The organism is Morganella morganii, from assembly GCF_019242955.1.
GTDB lineage: Bacteria > Pseudomonadota > Gammaproteobacteria > Enterobacterales > Enterobacteriaceae > Morganella > Morganella sibonii.
Genome location: NZ_CP066129.1, coordinates 3,157,006 through 3,173,683 on the forward strand (window position 1 = coordinate 3,157,006; position 16,678 = coordinate 3,173,683).

The following is a 16,678-nucleotide window of genomic DNA, read 5'->3' on the forward strand; positions in this document are numbered from 1 at the left end:
GTAATCAAACAGGCCGGAATTACAACACGGCACGCTGAAAAGGAATCAGGATCATGACACTGACTGCTGTTTTACTGACAACATTATTAGGGATTGGTGCCACTGTAGTGATGGATCTCTGGGCATTACTGCTGAAATCAGCCGGGCAGCCGACACTGAATTTATCCATGATCGGCCGCTGGACGGGCCATATGCTGCACGGACAATTCATTCACCGTCCGACGGTAGCCCAAAGCCCGCCGATCAGGAATGAAAATGCGCTTGGCTGGTTCGCACATTATGCTATCGGTATTATCTTTGCATTTATCTTTATTTTCCTGACCGGTGAATTCTGGTTTCTTTTTCCATCCTTCTGGCCGGCTTATGCCTGGGGGGTGATTACTGTCGCCGCACCGTATTTTATTATGCAGCCCGCGATGGGGGCCGGTATTGCCGCATCACGGACACCGAATCCGGCCAAAGCCCGTCTGATGAGTTTTTTATCCCACAGCGCTTACGGTGCAGGTCTGTACCTGACCGGCCTGGCCCTGCATCCGCTGATAACCGGTTTCTGAACAGAAATAAAAAAGCCACCGATCACATAATGACCGGTGGCCGTCTCTGTTTACTGTCCGGGGACTCAGAACAGCGTAATCTGTGCTTCCGTTAACAACTCCGGATCCTGATTCACCATATCATGCGCCATAAATTCAGCCGACGACTGCAGATAATCCGGTGTACCGGCAGCTGTATTATCATTCTCCGCCGGGGTGTTCTCCTCCGGTAACTGACTCAGTAACTCATCCAGATTCAGAGAATCCTCATGTTCAGAGAGAAGCCCGGCTAAAGCCTGTACCGCACTGTCTTCAGCACCCGGCAAGACCGGTGCTTCCGTTTCTTCATGCTGACCGGTGGTGTCATAGTGAATACTGAAAGCCTCAGATTCCTTGCCGATCACACCATTACCTTCAACACGTGCGGTGTAATGGTAAGTCTGACCCTGTTCAAAATTGCCGCCGGTATCATTAAACGTCCATTTCCCGCTGCTATCCACAGTGGCATATCCCGCCACATCACCATCACGGGAAATAACCACTACCTGGCCTTCCTCAGGCACACCGTCAAGATGTCCGTTTAACACAGGCGTCACTGCTGAAAGATTATCAGGATCAATCTCAGCGGAATCGGTAACATCATCAATGATGGCTGTCGCGGTGGTATCAGCCGGAACATCTGTCTTATCCTGGTCATCCGCCGCAGTATTGCCGTTATCTTTGTCATCAGTACCGGTATTGCCGTTATCTTTGCCATCAGTACCGGTATTATCGTTATCTTTGTCATCAGTACCGGTATTACCGTTATCCTTGTCATCAGTACCGGTATTATCGTTATCTTTGTCATCAGTACCGGTATTACCGTTATCTTTGCCATCAGTACCGATATTATCGTTATCTTTGTCATCAGTACCGGTATTACCGTTATCTTTGTCATCAGTACCGGTATTGCCGTTATCTTTGTCATCAGTACCGGTATTGCCGTTATCTTTGTCATCAGTACCGGTATTGCCGTTATCTTTGTCATCAGTACCGGTATTGCCGTTATCTTTATTATCAAAGGGCGGCACCCGATTCGGATGATCATTGCCTGAATGGCCGCTTTTGCCGATTGCCACCGCAGCGCCGCCGGCAACAGCCACGCCTAAAAAGGTCAGAACTTCCCAGCCGGATATAAATGACTCCCAGGTAATCGGCGCGAGCAGTTTTGTACCCGCCTGCTGAACCGCGGCCTGTTTATCCGCCATATTACTGATATTGTCATATTCCATGGCAGACTTCGGTGTATAGTTATGCACCTTTTTATTCTCAGCTTCACCGATAACCTGACCGGGAAACAGATAATAGTCTTCGATCACCACAGACGGCTCTTCTTCGCCCGCCAGAAATAATTTCAGATTATTACCATCGCGGATGATAATCGTCTCCCGGGGGGCGGAGCCTGTCTGTTTATCAACCAGCACATAATCCACTCCCGGCATGGCTTTCAGAACATTAACCCCGTTTTTGACAGTGGTTTCCGCTTTTTTTGTCACGCGTGTTGCTTTATCGACAATGCCGATAACGATAGGCATATTACATAACTCCTGTATATAAAATGAAGCAGGTGCCCACCAGATATATTTCAGAATAATAAATTATGCTTAATCCCTGACCGGAGATTACCCTGAATCATTATCCGGAAATAAAAATGAACATAAAATGAGATAAATACCGGATGCATGACGATGGCTCACTGCAATAACACCGCTAATACTACAGACAATACGATATGAATTGAATATTATTTTACTCCCTGAGCATTCCGATTAATCTTAAACAGAAAACCTGAATTTAAAAAAATGAAAATATAATTTTCATTTTCAGTGAAGAAGAGAAAGATCCGGCAGCAATAAAGTACCGGTTCATCGACAGATAATTATGTTACACAGCAATATTGATTAAGTATGTTCATACTTTAAAAAATGCTATCCGGACTTATCTTATAATCCTGTTACATTCCGTAAGGCATTTTTCTTATTCCGGATATAGTGTTAGCATTCTGAGTAATAAAACTCTGAAAAAGAATCCGATTACTCTCTGAATATCCCGGTGATAACATTATGGAAAATAAAACATTACCTGAATTTGATATCTGTCAAACCAGCGGCGGCCACCAGTTCCTGCTCACTTCCGGGCCTGACTACATCAGTAAAGTATTACGCGGAGGTGCCCTCTGGAGAACAAAAGAAATCAATATCAGTCAGCGCCTGCTGGAATTTACAGAGGCTCCGGTGATTTACGATATCGGCGCTAATCTTGGCTCCTGGACAATTCCGGTCAGTAACTATTTTCAGCACCGTAACGGTATTGTCTACGCTTTTGAACCCCAGCGTCAGGTATATAACCAGCTCTGCGGTAATATCTTCCTGAACAAACTGAAAAATTGTTATACCTTTAACAGCGCAATCGGTGACTACGATGGTGAAATTGATGTACCGGTCTTTGATCCGCTGACTGACAGTAACATGGGCGCAGTTTCTCTTGACAAAACCGTATTCAGTGAACAACGTGCAGGTTCAGCACCACCAACAGAAAAAAGAACAATCAGCACACTGGATACACTGAATATGCCGCATGCCAGTCTGCTGAAAATAGATGCTCAGGGGATGGAAGCAGATGTTCTGAGGGGCGGAAAAAAATGGATACAGGCATCCGGTTACCCTTATATTATTTTTTCAGTGTGGGGCGACTATATGACATCGACCATAGAGAAAAATAAACAGGTATTTTCCCTGCTGCAGGATGAAATGGGGTATGAACTGCTTCAGATTGATGATTTTTATGTTGCACAGCATAAAAGCAATAAAAGCGGAAAGCTGGTTCAGACACCAAACGGCTATATTGTAAAACGGGAAACGTCACAGTTTGGTATGGATTTTCTGAGTTTCTGACATCATTAAGAATAGAAAAGGAAGCCAATGCTTCCTTTTCTATTACCGGTAACTCAGACTGACCTGCTGGGTTTCCATATCGTAAGAGCCTTTAATACGCAGATCCAGCGGATACGGGTCCCAGTAAATCAGTGTTCTTATTTCAAACACAATAATGCCATATTGCGCATACTGATCTTTTCCCGCTAACGGGGTTATCACCAGTGATTCCGGAATAATCCTGCTTTCAAAACGCAAAATAGCCCGGCGCAGTTTTTCCTCGACCTGTTCCCAGCCCAGTTGTCTGGCATAGGCGCCGGTTAACGGCGCAATACCAAAATTAATCACTGAGTCAACAACCGGTGATTTACTGTAACGCCGCAGCTCTCCTTCCGTATTTTCAGTACTGAAAATAGCCAGGAGATCACGCAATATAACCTCACGCATTTTACGTGAATCGAAATAGAATTTATCGACAGGCTCACGCCGCTCTTTCGGATGATCATCAATCAGCCGGTCAAGCAATGCAGGCATATATTGCTTTTTATTATCCTGCATGTTCAGTTTCAGCACCGGCTGTTGTCATGGAGACCTTATTCAGTTCAGATAACGGATATTCTCCCAGGTCTGTAATGACCATTTTTCCGCCTTTTCCTGTCAGGAAATACTCTGAAACCTGCTCCCACTGAGTTTCAAAACCCAGCTTAATTTTATCACTGTCAGTATCACGGACAGGATAACGGGCCGGAATATAACCGTAAAAAATATCATTTTTTACTTTAATCTGAGCGTGGATCCAAATCAGATCCAGTAAATCGCGGGGTTTAACAATATTGATGGTTTCAATATCCGCAAACGGTACCCAACGGTAGCCACCGGCAACAATAAACTCACAGATAGGCCCCAGACGGCTGTCATTATCTGCCATCCAGGCAAAATCACCGATCTTTTCACCGTTGCCGCCGGCTGCCGGTGCATTCTCAAAGGCCTGTAAACGCAGTGCTTCTGATTTATCCGGTTTATTCTCTATCAGTAATTTATTGGCTTCCCAGACTGATTTCATCCATTCCGGTAAGTCCTGCTGCAGCGTCATCGGTTCGCGCTTTCCTTTCAGAACTTCTTCACGCAGAATTTCACTGAATACCAGGTTTTTATATAATTCAAGCTGCTTGTCATCATTGTGACCATCAATTAATGACCAGGTTTCAAGCTGAATCATCGCTTTTTCCCAGTAACCTTTCAGGCAACACAATTTAAATAAAGTCTCACGAATAACTAAGTCATTCGGCTTTTGTTTTACCTTATTCAGAGTTTCATCAAAAAATTCATCCAGCGATGAGTTGGTAAGAATATCAGAGAGTTTTTGTGTTGTGGCCATTTCAAAATCCTTAATTGATTATAAACGGCTGTCTAAGCCTAATTTATAGAGTTCCTTAGAAACGAGTGAGGAAACAGAGTCTTTTGCGTACGGAATAATACCGTCCGGAGCAAGCATTCTCAGAATGTCATAATCTTCATGCTCATCCTGTGTTAAATCAACTTCTTCCATCGTTGACAACTCCCGCCAGACACGTTCCATAAATGCTGACGTTTCAAAAATACACTCGGTCAGATTCAGATCTTTTATCTGCTCACAGAGTGAATCAAAGCTGCCGTCATCATCCGCGGCAGATAATTTTGCCTCTTCTGCAGCGGTATACGTTTCCGTCTGCGGAGAATCAATTTCCCCCCATAACAGAAATTTTTTATATTCAACTTCCAGCTTTTTTAATTCATCGCCGCTTTTTCTGTACGCTTCTGCGGCATATTCTATAGAAATAAACCCCGCACCCTGCGGTAATATTTCATTGATTTCAATATTCATGAAATCAATTTTTACCGGTGTTAATTCTGTTAATGCCTCAATAACTGATGCTGACTGGTTATTTTCAGCCGCAACAAACGACAGCGAAAAATGGCCAATCTGAACAGCAGAGCCATATATCAGCCGGATTTTTGACCCGAACGCAACCTGCTGTTTATTCACGAAACAGACTAAATCCCGGCAGGTATTCTGTAAAACAGGGCCGGTATTGGTGTAATAAAACAGAACGTCCGTATCCTGCTCTTTGCCTGAATTCAGCGCAACATCGGCAGTAAACGCATTGATCGCCACCGGATTATCGATAGTATTCTGCTCTGTCAGTTTGACCGACCCTTTACGGGTCGGCCAGTTAAAGTGCAATAGCATTATCAGTGTCCGATAAACACATTACATGAACCTGTTGATACTACTGTGCCGCATCCGCCGCAATCCCCGGCCCGGGCGGCCGGGATATTATTGACAAAAACAGTACAGGATGCGCTGCAGATACAACTTTTAACATGAATAGTGCAACATACCGGCGCTCCCAGAAAGGTTTGCGGGATACAGTTGGTAAACACGTTACATGAACCCGCTTCCACAACCCCGCAATGGCAGGCTAAATCGCCCAATCTTGCTGCTGGTAACATAGTGTCTCCTTATATCAGCTGTCCGGAACAGCCCCCGCAGGGGCTGTGGTAAATCAAGGCGGGAAAGTAAAGCGCGGTGTCGTCACTTTCGGTGTGGTCACTTCCGGTGTTGTCACTTCCGGTGTCGTCGGTTCCGGTGTCGTCGGTTCCGGTGTCGTCGGTTCCGGTGTCGTCGGTTCCGGTGTCGTTGGTTCCGGTGTCGTTGGTTCCGGTGTCGTCGGTTCCGGTGTCGTCGGTTCCGGTGTCGTTGGTTCCGGTGTCGTCGGTTCCGGTGTCGTCGGTTCCGGTGTCGTCGGTTCCGGTGTCGTCGGTTCCGGTGTCGTCGGTTCCGGTGTCGTAATTTCCGGTGTCGTAACGAGCGGTGTCGTCACTGTACCCGTCGGTGGTGGAGTAAGCGGCGGTACCGGGATAATAGCAAAGAAGAAGAATCCCGGCAGTCCCGGCATTGCCGGAGCTGCAACCGCGACCGGACTGCCCGGCTGGGTACCGAAACCGCGGGCATGCGCATTATCACCCGGGTTAAGGTAGGTATTTGCCCCGTCAAGAATCAGGCCGTTTTTGGCTTTGATCTTAATCTGGTCAGCCGTAATCACCATACATCCCACACAGCCGATAGCCAGTTCTCCGCCGGATGTCAGAGCAAATGCACCACCGACTCCCATCTGCATGGCACCACCGACCGCTACCGAGTGGTAACCACCGACGTTTGTGGAGTAAGCTCCGCCCACGTTAATAGCATAAGCCCCGCCAACGTTATACGAACTGGCCGCCGCGATATTCATGGCGTGGCTGGAACCGTATATCCCGCTGAAGGCGCCGCCGATAACAATGCTATCGGTCATACCGACAATACGGGAGGCTGAACCGACAACATCCTGGGAGAAGTTAGCCCCCACGATCTGGCTGCTGTTGGCACCAACCATACTGCTCTTGTTCACACCGACCGTTTCGCTGCGGTTGACCCCGACAGTGGAATCCGAGTTCACACCGATAGTCTGGGTATGGTTAACCCCGATAAGCTGGGTTTCGTTGAGTTTGGTCACACGGGACATATTTCGTTCCGCCTGCTCCCAATACTCTTCGAGTCCCGGTTTATCGTCAAAACGGATACCGTTATAGTTGGTTTTTCCCCCGCCGATAGTCCGGCTGATTAAACCACTCTGTGTCCGGTTTGCCGGCAGTTCCCACGGCGGCGGCGTCATGTTGTTATACAGACTGCCGATAATCATCGGGCGATCCGGGTCACCATACAGGAAGTCGACAATCACTTCCTGACCGACACGCGGAATATAAATCCCGCCGTAGTTATCCCCGGCCCATGATTGACCGACACGTATCCAGCAGGAATCGGCATCGGTATTTTTGCCGTAGCGATCCCACAGGAAACGCACTTTTACCCGGCCATATTCATCAGTCCAGACCGTCTCTCCCTCCGGCCCGACAACCAGTGCGGTTTGCGGCCCGTGAGTGAACGGCTTGGTGATAGTCTGAGGCGGACGATAGACTTTTGTTGTCGGCTGCACCACAAAGCTGGTGTAGATACTGAAATCATCACTGTCAGACTGCTGGTTGATTTCAGTCGCCCGCAGCTGATTCGAAATTACCAGATATTCGCGGTTTGCTTTGGATTGCGGATAATTTTCCAGTGTAAAGGTTGTGCCGCAGACCACAGAGCGGATTTCACCGGAACCGGCTGCTCTGGAACCAAGACACCCCTGCTCCTCACTGCGGACACGCGCCAGGAACTCCCCGACAGACGGATCATCATAATCCCCCGGCCACTGGTACTGTTCATACTCGTTAAAGTTAGTTTTACGCGGCTTTTTATCCACCGCGGAAATATCCGCACGGGATTTTTTAAAGTCATAATCCGATGTCAGCCATTGCCCGGATGTCACCGTTTCCTGAGCGCCGAACTGATCGATATATTCCTGTCCGTCCTTCGGTTTATCAGACTCATACCGCAACGTATGATACGCCGGACTGAATGTCCGCTTATGCGCACCGACATGGTCAACAAGGATCAGCCGGTTCTTCAGATCAGAATGCTCATAGAACCAGTAAATACCCCACTCTTCCATCAGGCGCTGAACGAAATCAAAGTCCGTTTCACCATACTGAACCTGATAATCAAGCTGCGGATAAATAGCTGACAGGCGCTTTTCGATCGGGAAAGGGAACTTTGCCAGAACTTCATCAATAATATCCACGACGGATTTCTGCTGAAAATTCTTATAGTCAGAAGTCAGCGTCGCCAGATTCAGCCACGGACGTATGATAAATTCATACATCGCCTGATTCTCATCCCGTCCGATAAAACGGGCACGTTCCACCAGACCGGTGACCTCTCTGTGGCCCTTACCTGAACCACGTTCAATATCCAGTCCGTTACCGTCCAGCTCGATAACAACCGTCATCTGCTGTCCGATAAATTTTTTCAGATCAAGGTTTGCTGCGACCTGCCACGGAATAGCAGGGTTTGCGGGTGTTTTCGCAACTACCTTATACTGATACAACACTGACAGGGCTTCCTCACCCTCCAGCGTCGATATTGCAAGGCCCGGCTCACCTGCCAGTTCCGGCATTGCCGAGCAATACAGCGTTAATGTTCGAGGCATATTCACACCTAATTGGTTTGATACAAATCAAATTTGTATTAAGTACATAATTAAACGGAGACATCCGTGTTTCTGATATCTATCTTAATTGAGTCTAAAATGTTTCCCTGCCGATTCAGACGCCATAGCCAGGCAGAGTCAAAAGACTTAATACAATAAGGCCAATTTATCCATGGCATCGCGCTAACTCCTCCATTGTCATTGATATTGCAATCCGTGTACGTCATTTCAGATATCAGAACGTCCGAATTGTTCTTAAACTGAAACCGGGGTTTCAGGAGAACCGATTCCCACAGCGGAGAGTAATATCGTTGCAGCGACGTAACCCAGTTTCTTAATTTCTTTTCATCAATCACACAATTTTCATTTTCAATATGAAATGCAATTATCCGGGAGCACCAGAAAATAACATTTGATACCGTACTCAGGTGTCTGACAGTCCACTTATCCGTTGCCTTTGTGTACAGAACAACACATTTATCATCACTGAGGAAACTGAAAGCACCGAGATAAAACGTATCTTTCTTTTCTGAAGCCGGTACAGCAAAGCACCACGGGAATTGCTCTGTAATCATTCTGCTGTTAAGCGACTGATTGATATTTAATTGGCTGCACTGGCGGATAACACGATAAATTACGTGATTCCCCTTAATTCGGTTTCTTCCTGAACTATTTCCTAACCCCGGAAAAATTGTCTTTATTTTCATAATAAGCAGCCATTTATCAATATAAGGAAATCGCTCTGATAATTAATAGGAAAAGTCCACAATTAAATAAGCAACCGAATATTCTTAATTACAATTACCTATTATTTAAATAGTTGCTGGGCATTTAAAGTTCTTCAGTAATTTATTAACCGGCTTTCCTTTATAATTTAATCCGTTAACATTTATACTAACCTTCTGATCACCCAGCCGGTAAATTAATGTCTGTTTAGCCGGCGATATATCTTTCTGTTCGGCCGCCATATCCATCCAGTGCAACAGTGCCCATTCGCCCATCAGCACACGTTCTTCAGTGTTTTCTGAATTCTCTGCGGAAACGGCATTCATCGTAATGGTATTTTCAGTATCCTGCTCCGGCCATTTAAATACTTTAGGCCAGACCGGCCCGTGTTTATAAGTCAGTGCTGTTCCGTTAATATTGATACCAAACTGCAAAATCCGCGGCGATAATGCCGGGATACTTGCGTTAAAGCTGAAAGAGACATTTTCACTCATCCCGTTACGAAAAAAAGCTTTCTTGATCTCCCGGGCCTGTTCGAAAAAACGCAACACCTCCCGGTCTTCATTTCCGCGCAGATCTTCACGTTTATAACGCCATGGTGACACACTGGTATCCACCAGCTTTTCCAGGTTCTCTTTATAGTACGCATCCACTATGCCGTTCGGCCCGAAGAAAACTTCGAACTCCTCAAGGCTGACTTCCTCTTCGCTGTCCGCAAAGGGGTAGCTGCCCTGAAAAGAGGCGACACACATGTCGCCTAATTCCGTTTTAACTGCTTCATTACTTTGCAGTGTGAACTGCTGACTGAGCTTTACGGAGATTCCTCCCAGCAGCGGCATAATGATCGCTTTGAGCGGTGCCGGCCAGAGCCGTGATTCCGCTTTCAGACGTTTTTCCGCCTCTGACGGGTAAGGCAGCGCGCTGCCGTCCTCCATCGCCGATTCCGTAATCACCAGGTAGTTATGCTGATCCCCCAGCATGCTGATAATTTTGTTCAGCCCGTTATCCCCGCCCTGTCCCGCCTGTATCCGCCGGTTTCCCTGCTGCGGAGACGTATCCAGGTTGATTAAGCGGTGCAGTGCCGAGAAACGGCGATCCACATTGTCATACAGGATTTTTGTTTCCCGCTGCGACAGTGCATCCTTAACGGTCTGAAGGTCTTTCAGGTTACGGGTGACAGATCCCATACGCCCGGTTGTCAGGTTCCGCCCGGCCTGAGTTTTGGACAGATCAGGCATTTGCGATTCCTGTTTGGCAAAATCCACGGATAACGCCGTTTCATGACCGATCTGCGTGATCATATCAATCAGCGGTGAATCCGGGGCACTGAGGATCTGCAAAGCGTACATATCAAATGTGGTATCGTTTCCCACGGCCGTATCCGGCACAATTTTCTTCAGCTGAATGCCGCTGAGGAACTGATTCCAGACTGATGTATACTCCTGAAGATACAGTTTCAGAACCGCTTCTTCTGTCTCCGACATATAAAAGCCGTCAAGCTGCTTAATATCGGTTTTACGGCCCTTACCTTCATTTTTCTGTCCTGTGATCCAGCTATCTTCACTCAGGATATTTTTCACGTAGTCCGTCAGTTTTTTTTTTAAAAACCTGATGATACCCGGCATTGGTAAAAATGCCGGGGATACCGTTCAGTGCCAGTGATTCATCACTGATTTCCAGAATACTGCCCAGCTGATCACCGGCCAGCTTGTTCAGTGTTATATTTTCAGGCGCCTCCGTCATCGCCTGTTCTTTAACTTTCTGGTACAGGCGAGAGGCTAACGGCTTTTTTTGCAGAACCACGCGTGCGGCTGCCACGAGGCGGTCATTAATCTCAGGGTTATACCGGCTCCACTGCGGATTATTGAACAGCTCTTCCAGATGTGAAACAAAGACGATGGTCTGACCGTAGTTTTCGATCATCCGGTTTGCCTGTGCTTCTTCCGTCAGCGTTTTAATCAGGTAATCCTTATCGAATTTCCCTTCACCGTGCAGCATCAGATAGGTCTTCAGTTTATCGTAAATAGTATCTGAATCATCTGCTGTCACTGCGTCATACAGCGATTTTTCTGCCATCCGTTCGAGCGAGAACAGCATCCAGCGCTGCAGGAAATACTGATAAATCTTGTCTGATTCCTCACGGATATCAAAACCGGCATACAGGCCGTAACGGTAAGACAGACGCGGATCTTTAAAGTCGAACACGCCCAGCACCGGAATATCCTGGGTCAGTGAAAGCATCTTCGCCAGCAGGCCGTCACTGTTATTTTCCAGATACTCATCCAGAACCGTCGATACCTCTTCCACTTTCGCGGTTGCACCATCCAGATAATCCCGGTTGTTGTGATAACTGATCACCAGTGCATAACAGAGCCAGACCGTCAGCAGAATCGTCAGCAGATGACCGGCCAGTGTCTGGAAGCGGTACTTGGCGGTCAGCGCCAGGTTATAACGCACCAGGTTGCGGTCACGGACAAAGTTCTCAAACAGGTGTTTCAGGAAGAAATGCTTACCGTTTACGGTTTCCTGAACCAGACGATCTTCCGTATCCTCAGCTTTATCAGCGACCACATCCCCCAGGCTGTTTGCCATATCCCGCCATTTCTGAACAATGGTATTCGGGTTGAGCAGAGACTGCATGGTTGACTGCGTACTGCTGGCAAAATAGATACCGCGTAAAGACGTAAACTTCTGCGTATCATCATAACGGGACGGCGAGAAGACGTTCTGACCGAACTCGGTGATGGAATCCGCCAGTAACCGGAAGTCCTGTGGTAACTGATACATGCGTTTACGCGTGGTGACATCATACTCATCCAGCATACGCGCCGTCATATCTTTATCGAGACGGCCTTCCAGCGCGGATAACTCATTGCGCAGCACATCGCGGATCTCGACAATCGCATCGGATTTTTTCTTTTTCTCACCAAACGGCAGTGTAAAGCCCCAGATTTGATCACGCTCTTCCATCGTCAGCGACCGGAAGTATTCATCAAAACCGGACACCATATCCATCTTGGTGATCATTACATACACCGGGAAACGCACCCCTAATTCATGGCGCAGCATATCCAGTTGTGTTCTGAATTTTGATGATAATGCGTACAGCTCTTTCTTATCTTTACCCAGCAGGTCAGTCACCGGGATGGTAACCACCACACCGTTGAGTGATTTCAGCGGACGGTTTTTCTTAATCGCCTTAACCAGCGCTTCCCATTCACCCGCGTTTTCATCTGACTCATCAATGTATTTACCGGAAGTATCAACAAAGATAGCTTCATTGGTAAACCAGCATTCACAGTTAGCGGTCGGCGTGCTTTCTCTGGAAACGCGCAGTAATTGTTCCGGTAACGGGAACTCCTGACCTGATGACAGAACCGCTGTGGTTTTACCGGCATCCTTCGAACCCAGCATCATGTACCATGGCAGGTCATAAACGACTTTTTTCGGACGCCAGAAATGACTCCAGCGGGAGATCTTACGGCTGGTATGCGCCACATAACGGGCGGCATTATTAATAACCGCAACAACTTCCCGGTAATGTTCACCTGCACGGACAGGATCAACGTTACTTTTCTTAAAGAAACGATCGAGTTTTTCCGGGTTGAACCGCAGCATGGAGATCAGCAGCCAGACACAATACAGCAGTGTCACCAGCGTAATGACCCCGATAACAATCAGCCGGGGTGTGGTTTCCTCAAACGGATAGGATTCCCCGAGCAGCAAATAGGGCGAGAATACCCAGAATGTCACGCAGAGTGTCAGTACCCCGAGCAGAAAACAGGGAACACGGCACCAGAGCCCGATAAAAATAACAGCCAGCAGAACAATGAAGATGATCCGCGGTACTGCATCTTCAAGCGGACGAATCTCACCATAGCCGAATGTCGGTCCCAGGTACCATATGATGGCGGCTGCTAATAAAAAGAAAATAAAGATCAAAAATCTTTTTAAAAACCGCAGTGCAAATGTTCGATTCCAGAATGACATTTTATAACTCACAGATAGGTAACATAAACGACAACGCGACGGTTAAGCGCACGCCCTTGTTCATCTTTATTACTGCTGATCGGTTGTGAAGCCCCCATGCCTTTTGTCTCAATACCCTGCGCCGGGATACCTGCTTTCGCAAAGAAGTCCCCCACAGATTCAGCACGTTTCAGCGAGAGCTCCTCGTTACTGGCAAATTTAGCCCGTCCGATAGGCACGTTATCCGTATGTCCGGTAATCACGACCTTACCGTCAACACGTTTGACTTCATCTGCCACCCGGGTGAGGATTTTGTCCATTTCAGGTTTAACTTCCCTGCGTCCGGAAAGGAACATGGCATCACCGCGGAACGTCACAATACTTTGCGGACCGGTTTCATCCACTTCAACCAGACCTTTGGCTATTTCATCTTTAAGCAGAACAGCCAGACGTAAGCGCGGCATACTGACCGCCAGCTGAGTATGTTTCAGCTCACCGCGCTTCAGTGCTGCGGCACGATCGGTAAATTCCCCGAGATCAACGGAGAGCCAGTATTTAAAGAGGGCGAACAGACTAATCAGAATAAACGTGCAGATAATCAGAGAAATACGGACAGGCAGGTAGATCCGGCGCACTTCATTATCTTCCTGGGTCACTGTCGCATTCGGCGATAATGCCGCCGGCACCGAGTCACGGGTACTCTGCTGTAACGACAGCAGACGCTGGCGGATTTTATTCAGCTGGCGATCGCCGTTTTCGATAATACTGTAACGACCTTCAAACCCGAGGCCGAGAATACGGGACAGAATGTCCAGCACATCGGTATATTCCTGCGGGTTCATGGACAAACGGCCGATCAGAAGGAAGAATTTGTTCCCCCCGTCGTTATCCCCTTCAAAGTGGTTCAGCAGGTTACTCTGCGACCAGCCGGAAGCCAGCCCCCAGGCTTTGGAGTGAATAGATTCATCAATCGCGGTACAAATGGCATAACGGATAATGGCCATTTTCTGCCACGGAATACTTACCGCATCACAGACCGCCGTAAAGGTGGATATTTCATTTTTCAGGCTCTTTTTGAGGATTTCCACCTGCTTCAGGTCGGAAACCTGCTCAGGCAGTTCACTGAGCGCCCGCAGAAGCGGCTGTACCGCCTCAAGCAACGGATCTTCCGCCCGGCTGACACGCTGTATCCGGGCCTGGATGCTTTCACTTTTAATCGCAAGATCACGGTAATCAATTTCGTCATTGCGCAGCGGGTCGCTGTCCAGCGGTGCGAAAAAACTACCGTCATCATGCAGAAAAGCCCCCATTGACTGGGGGGACTGCTCTTCCTGATGATCCGCTAATGCGCCGTCAGGACCTTTTTTGTCCTGATCGTCATCATCACCGTAATTGTCATTGAACAGGTTCATTAATCCCTCACGCCCCAAAGCTCAAGCCGTATCCCCGGGAAGTCCCCTGCAACGTGAAGGGCAAGAGAGCCGCTGTTGAGAATATTTTCCCAGTAAGGTCCCTGCTTCATCAGTTCAAAGTACAGATATCCGGAGGTATAAGGTATTTGTCTCGGCGGAACCGGCAGATTGCGTAAAATCAGACCCGGCAGGTGGGAACGAACCAGATCCTGGAGTTTATGCGGCGAGCTGATTTTGGTCTGTGCCACAAACTGGTGCTGCATAACATCCTGCGGCAACTGCGATGACGCCGCGAGTACCAGATTGGAGAAACCGCGCAGTTCGCTCGGAATGACCGATGCCGTCCAGACACCATGCTCCTGGCGCACCAGCGGAATGCTCTGGCCGGAACGCACCAGCATCTGGTTCAGCAGGCCGTGCACTTCATCCACCAGCGGGCGGATTGACGCATACAGATTGGCGTGGTCATAACCCGGCGCCACATTCGGCCGGCGTGTTTTTGCCCGCAGGAAAGTGGATAATTCACCGGCAAACTTAGCCAGCTCCTCATAAATCACAATCGGTGCGGTTTCCGGGATATGACGCAAATGGTTTAAAATCGGCTCATATTTGTTGAAGATCTGCAGTAACAGATAGTCAACCACTTCCGCACTGGCGCTGGCTTTACCGTCACTGGATGCCAGACGTGACGCCAGCATATCCGCACGCATTTTTACCAGGCCGTTTAAGTGCGTGATCCACTCCATCAGCAGATAGTTAGCCGCATAACCGGTAACCGGCGGGATATGATCCTCCAGATGCAGCAGCACACTGCCGTCCGGCTGGATAGCTTTGACTTTCGCCAGTGCAATACCAATCCATGATTCCGTCATTTCCGTTTCCGGCATCAGGCGCAGACGCATACGGGCCAGCTGGATCGGTTTCGGTCCCTGGCGCACAGCGTTGGTATCATTAATCTCTTCTTCATACGAGGAGAAACGGGCTAATGAGCTGCTGTCAAACTCATCAAAAATCGTTTCATCACTGTTATCAAGACGTAATGGCACGGCCAGATAAATCATCTTTCCGAGATGCTCGGCTGTAATGGTTAAAGGTTCAGGCTGCTCATCGTGGCCCGGGATCCCGAATGGCGTACCATCAGGAAAAACCCCCTGCCCTGAACGTAAGACCAGCTTGCCATAAGACAATGCCTCACGATCAATCTCGTATTGTGCAAAACCCCAGAAGAACGGACTAATGGTCGCTGCACGTTTATGAGCAATATATTCAAAATAACGTTCTTGCTGTTGGAATAGCTGAGGGCGCAGGAACAGTCCCTCACTCCATACGACTTTATTTGTTCTCACAACTCATCCATTCTCTTTGATTGACACAACTGAATTTGAAAATAAGACTTTAATTTCATGTTCAGGCTCGGTAAATAAAATATACTTTTCAGTCCATGTTGCACCGCGTAAATTTGATAAAGGATATACGGCACTCCATTTGGCATTACTGATATCTTTGTAAGCTGCTATGACCCCGATATAGGGAAATTCCGAATTAATTTTGTAATCAATGATTTTTGTCTCACCTGGTCTGATAATATATTCCAGGATAAGCATTTCATTTTCAGGATTAGGCTTGTTTTTATATAAATAGGTTAAATAATCCGTACTTAAAAATGATTGCTTAGATTTAACAGCATAAACAAATACATTCAGTGGTGATGGCAGATGGTTTTTGTTTTTATTAATTTCAGCGCTGGCCACTAAACTAATTTTTAGTTCTGATGCGGACTTATCTTCAGAAGAGGTTGATTTTGATGTACTAAAAAAACTGCACCCTGTAATCAGAAAGGATATGACCAGGACACACAGGATATTCACTACCTTAAACAGGGTATATTTTCTTTCTGTATTATTGGACATATAACCATGCCTGGCATTATGAAAATGCTTATATGTATAAACAACTAAGAGTCATTAATAATATTGTCCGCCACCGTAAATTGCAAACAATTAAATATTTATAAA

13 protein-coding genes are annotated in these 16,678 nt (G+C 47.4%); 2 read left to right on the plus strand and 11 right to left on the minus strand.

Translation table 11 applies throughout. The annotated features are described in order from the left end of the window. The first annotated feature begins 53 nt into the window (after positions 1-53). Positions 54-554, plus strand: coding sequence for a DUF2938 domain-containing protein (locus JC793_RS15000; RefSeq protein WP_218426550.1), 501 nt, complete (start codon positions 54-56; stop codon positions 552-554). Positions 555-619: 65 nt separating this feature from the next. Here JC793_RS15000 and JC793_RS15005 read toward each other — a convergent pair whose 3' ends face one another. After that, positions 620-2,107 carry a hypothetical protein gene (locus tag JC793_RS15005; protein WP_218426551.1) on the minus strand — a complete coding sequence of 496 codons (1,488 nt, stop codon included), beginning with the start codon at positions 2,105-2,107 and terminating at the stop codon, positions 620-622. Between the two features lie 528 nt (positions 2,108-2,635). Between JC793_RS15005 and JC793_RS15010 the strand changes: the two genes are divergently transcribed. After that, positions 2,636-3,466, plus strand: coding sequence for an FkbM family methyltransferase (locus JC793_RS15010; protein WP_218426552.1), 831 nt, complete (start codon positions 2,636-2,638; stop codon positions 3,464-3,466). A 42-nt stretch (positions 3,467-3,508) separates the two neighbouring features. On the opposite strand, the gene JC793_RS15015 is transcribed toward JC793_RS15010, so the two are convergent. The 10 genes from JC793_RS15015 to tssJ form a co-directional block, all read right to left on the minus strand. Then, positions 3,509-4,003: a type VI secretion system baseplate subunit TssE gene (locus tag JC793_RS15015; protein WP_046894593.1), complete on the minus strand. Its 495-nt coding sequence runs from the start codon at positions 4,001-4,003 to the stop codon at positions 3,509-3,511. Continuing rightward, the gene (locus JC793_RS15020) at positions 3,993-4,823 is read right to left on the minus strand and encodes a type VI secretion system accessory protein TagJ (protein WP_218426553.1); all 831 of its coding nucleotides are present in this window, start codon (positions 4,821-4,823) and stop codon (positions 3,993-3,995) included. Before JC793_RS15020 ends, JC793_RS15015 begins: the two co-directional genes overlap by 11 nt. Positions 4,824-4,841: 18 nt before the next feature. Beyond that, positions 4,842-5,675 carry a TagK domain-containing protein gene (locus JC793_RS15025; RefSeq protein WP_107680656.1) on the minus strand — a complete coding sequence of 278 codons (834 nt, stop codon included), beginning with the start codon at positions 5,673-5,675 and terminating at the stop codon, positions 4,842-4,844. Positions 5,676-5,677: 2 nt separating this feature from the next. Continuing rightward, entirely contained in the window at positions 5,678-5,938 is a 261-nt protein-coding gene (locus tag JC793_RS19840) for a PAAR domain-containing protein (RefSeq protein WP_107680657.1), read from the minus strand. Positions 5,939-5,991: 53 nt separating this feature from the next. Then, entirely contained in the window at positions 5,992-8,523 is a 2,532-nt protein-coding gene (locus tag JC793_RS15035; RefSeq protein WP_218428466.1) for a type VI secretion system Vgr family protein, read from the minus strand. 845 nt (positions 8,524-9,368) lie between these two features. Continuing rightward, entirely contained in the window at positions 9,369-10,862 is a 1,494-nt protein-coding gene (locus JC793_RS15040) for a type VI secretion IcmF C-terminal domain-containing protein (protein ID WP_218426554.1), read from the minus strand. Beyond that, positions 10,843-13,224 (minus strand): type VI secretion system membrane subunit TssM, encoded by a 2,382-nt coding sequence (gene tssM / locus JC793_RS15045; protein WP_218426555.1) that lies wholly within the window; start codon positions 13,222-13,224, stop codon positions 10,843-10,845. The genes JC793_RS15040 and tssM overlap by 20 nt, the downstream gene beginning before the upstream one ends. 56 nt (positions 13,225-13,280) lie before the next feature. Further along, positions 13,281-14,663, minus strand: coding sequence for a type VI secretion system protein TssL, long form (gene tssL / locus JC793_RS15050; RefSeq protein WP_107680660.1), 1,383 nt, complete (start codon positions 14,661-14,663; stop codon positions 13,281-13,283). Further along, positions 14,663-16,009, minus strand: a complete 1,347-nt coding sequence (gene tssK / locus JC793_RS15055; protein WP_107680661.1) for a type VI secretion system baseplate subunit TssK — start codon at positions 16,007-16,009, stop codon at positions 14,663-14,665. Before tssK ends, tssL begins: the two co-directional genes overlap by 1 nt. A 3-nt stretch (positions 16,010-16,012) precedes the next feature. After that, the gene (tssJ, locus tag JC793_RS15060; protein ID WP_046893918.1) at positions 16,013-16,573 is read right to left on the minus strand and encodes a type VI secretion system lipoprotein TssJ; all 561 of its coding nucleotides are present in this window, start codon (positions 16,571-16,573) and stop codon (positions 16,013-16,015) included. Positions 16,574-16,678: the final 105 nt, after the last annotated feature.

What these genes read in the sequence shown, in the direction of transcription:
- JC793_RS15000 (WP_218426550.1), top strand. Translation starts at nt 54, where the DNA reads ATGACACTGACTGCTGTTTTACTGACAACATTATTAGGGATTGGTGCC.
- JC793_RS15005 (WP_218426551.1), bottom strand. Translation starts at nt 2,107, where the DNA reads ATGCCTATCGTTATCGGCATTGTCGATAAAGCAACACGCGTGACAAAA.
- JC793_RS15010 (WP_218426552.1), top strand. Translation starts at nt 2,636, where the DNA reads ATGGAAAATAAAACATTACCTGAATTTGATATCTGTCAAACCAGCGGC.
- JC793_RS15015 (WP_046894593.1), bottom strand. Translation starts at nt 4,003, where the DNA reads ATGCAGGATAATAAAAAGCAATATATGCCTGCATTGCTTGACCGGCTG.
- JC793_RS15020 (WP_218426553.1), bottom strand. Translation starts at nt 4,823, where the DNA reads ATGGCCACAACACAAAAACTCTCTGATATTCTTACCAACTCATCGCTG.
- JC793_RS15025 (WP_107680656.1), bottom strand. Translation starts at nt 5,675, where the DNA reads ATGCTATTGCACTTTAACTGGCCGACCCGTAAAGGGTCGGTCAAACTG.
- JC793_RS19840 (WP_107680657.1), bottom strand. Translation starts at nt 5,938, where the DNA reads ATGTTACCAGCAGCAAGATTGGGCGATTTAGCCTGCCATTGCGGGGTT.
- JC793_RS15035 (WP_218428466.1), bottom strand. Translation starts at nt 8,523, where the DNA reads ATGCCGGAACTGGCAGGTGAGCCGGGCCTTGCAATATCGACGCTGGAG.
- tssL (WP_107680660.1), bottom strand. Translation starts at nt 14,663, where the DNA reads ATGAACCTGTTCAATGACAATTACGGTGATGATGACGATCAGGACAAA.
- tssJ (WP_046893918.1), bottom strand. Translation starts at nt 16,573, where the DNA reads ATGTCCAATAATACAGAAAGAAAATATACCCTGTTTAAGGTAGTGAAT.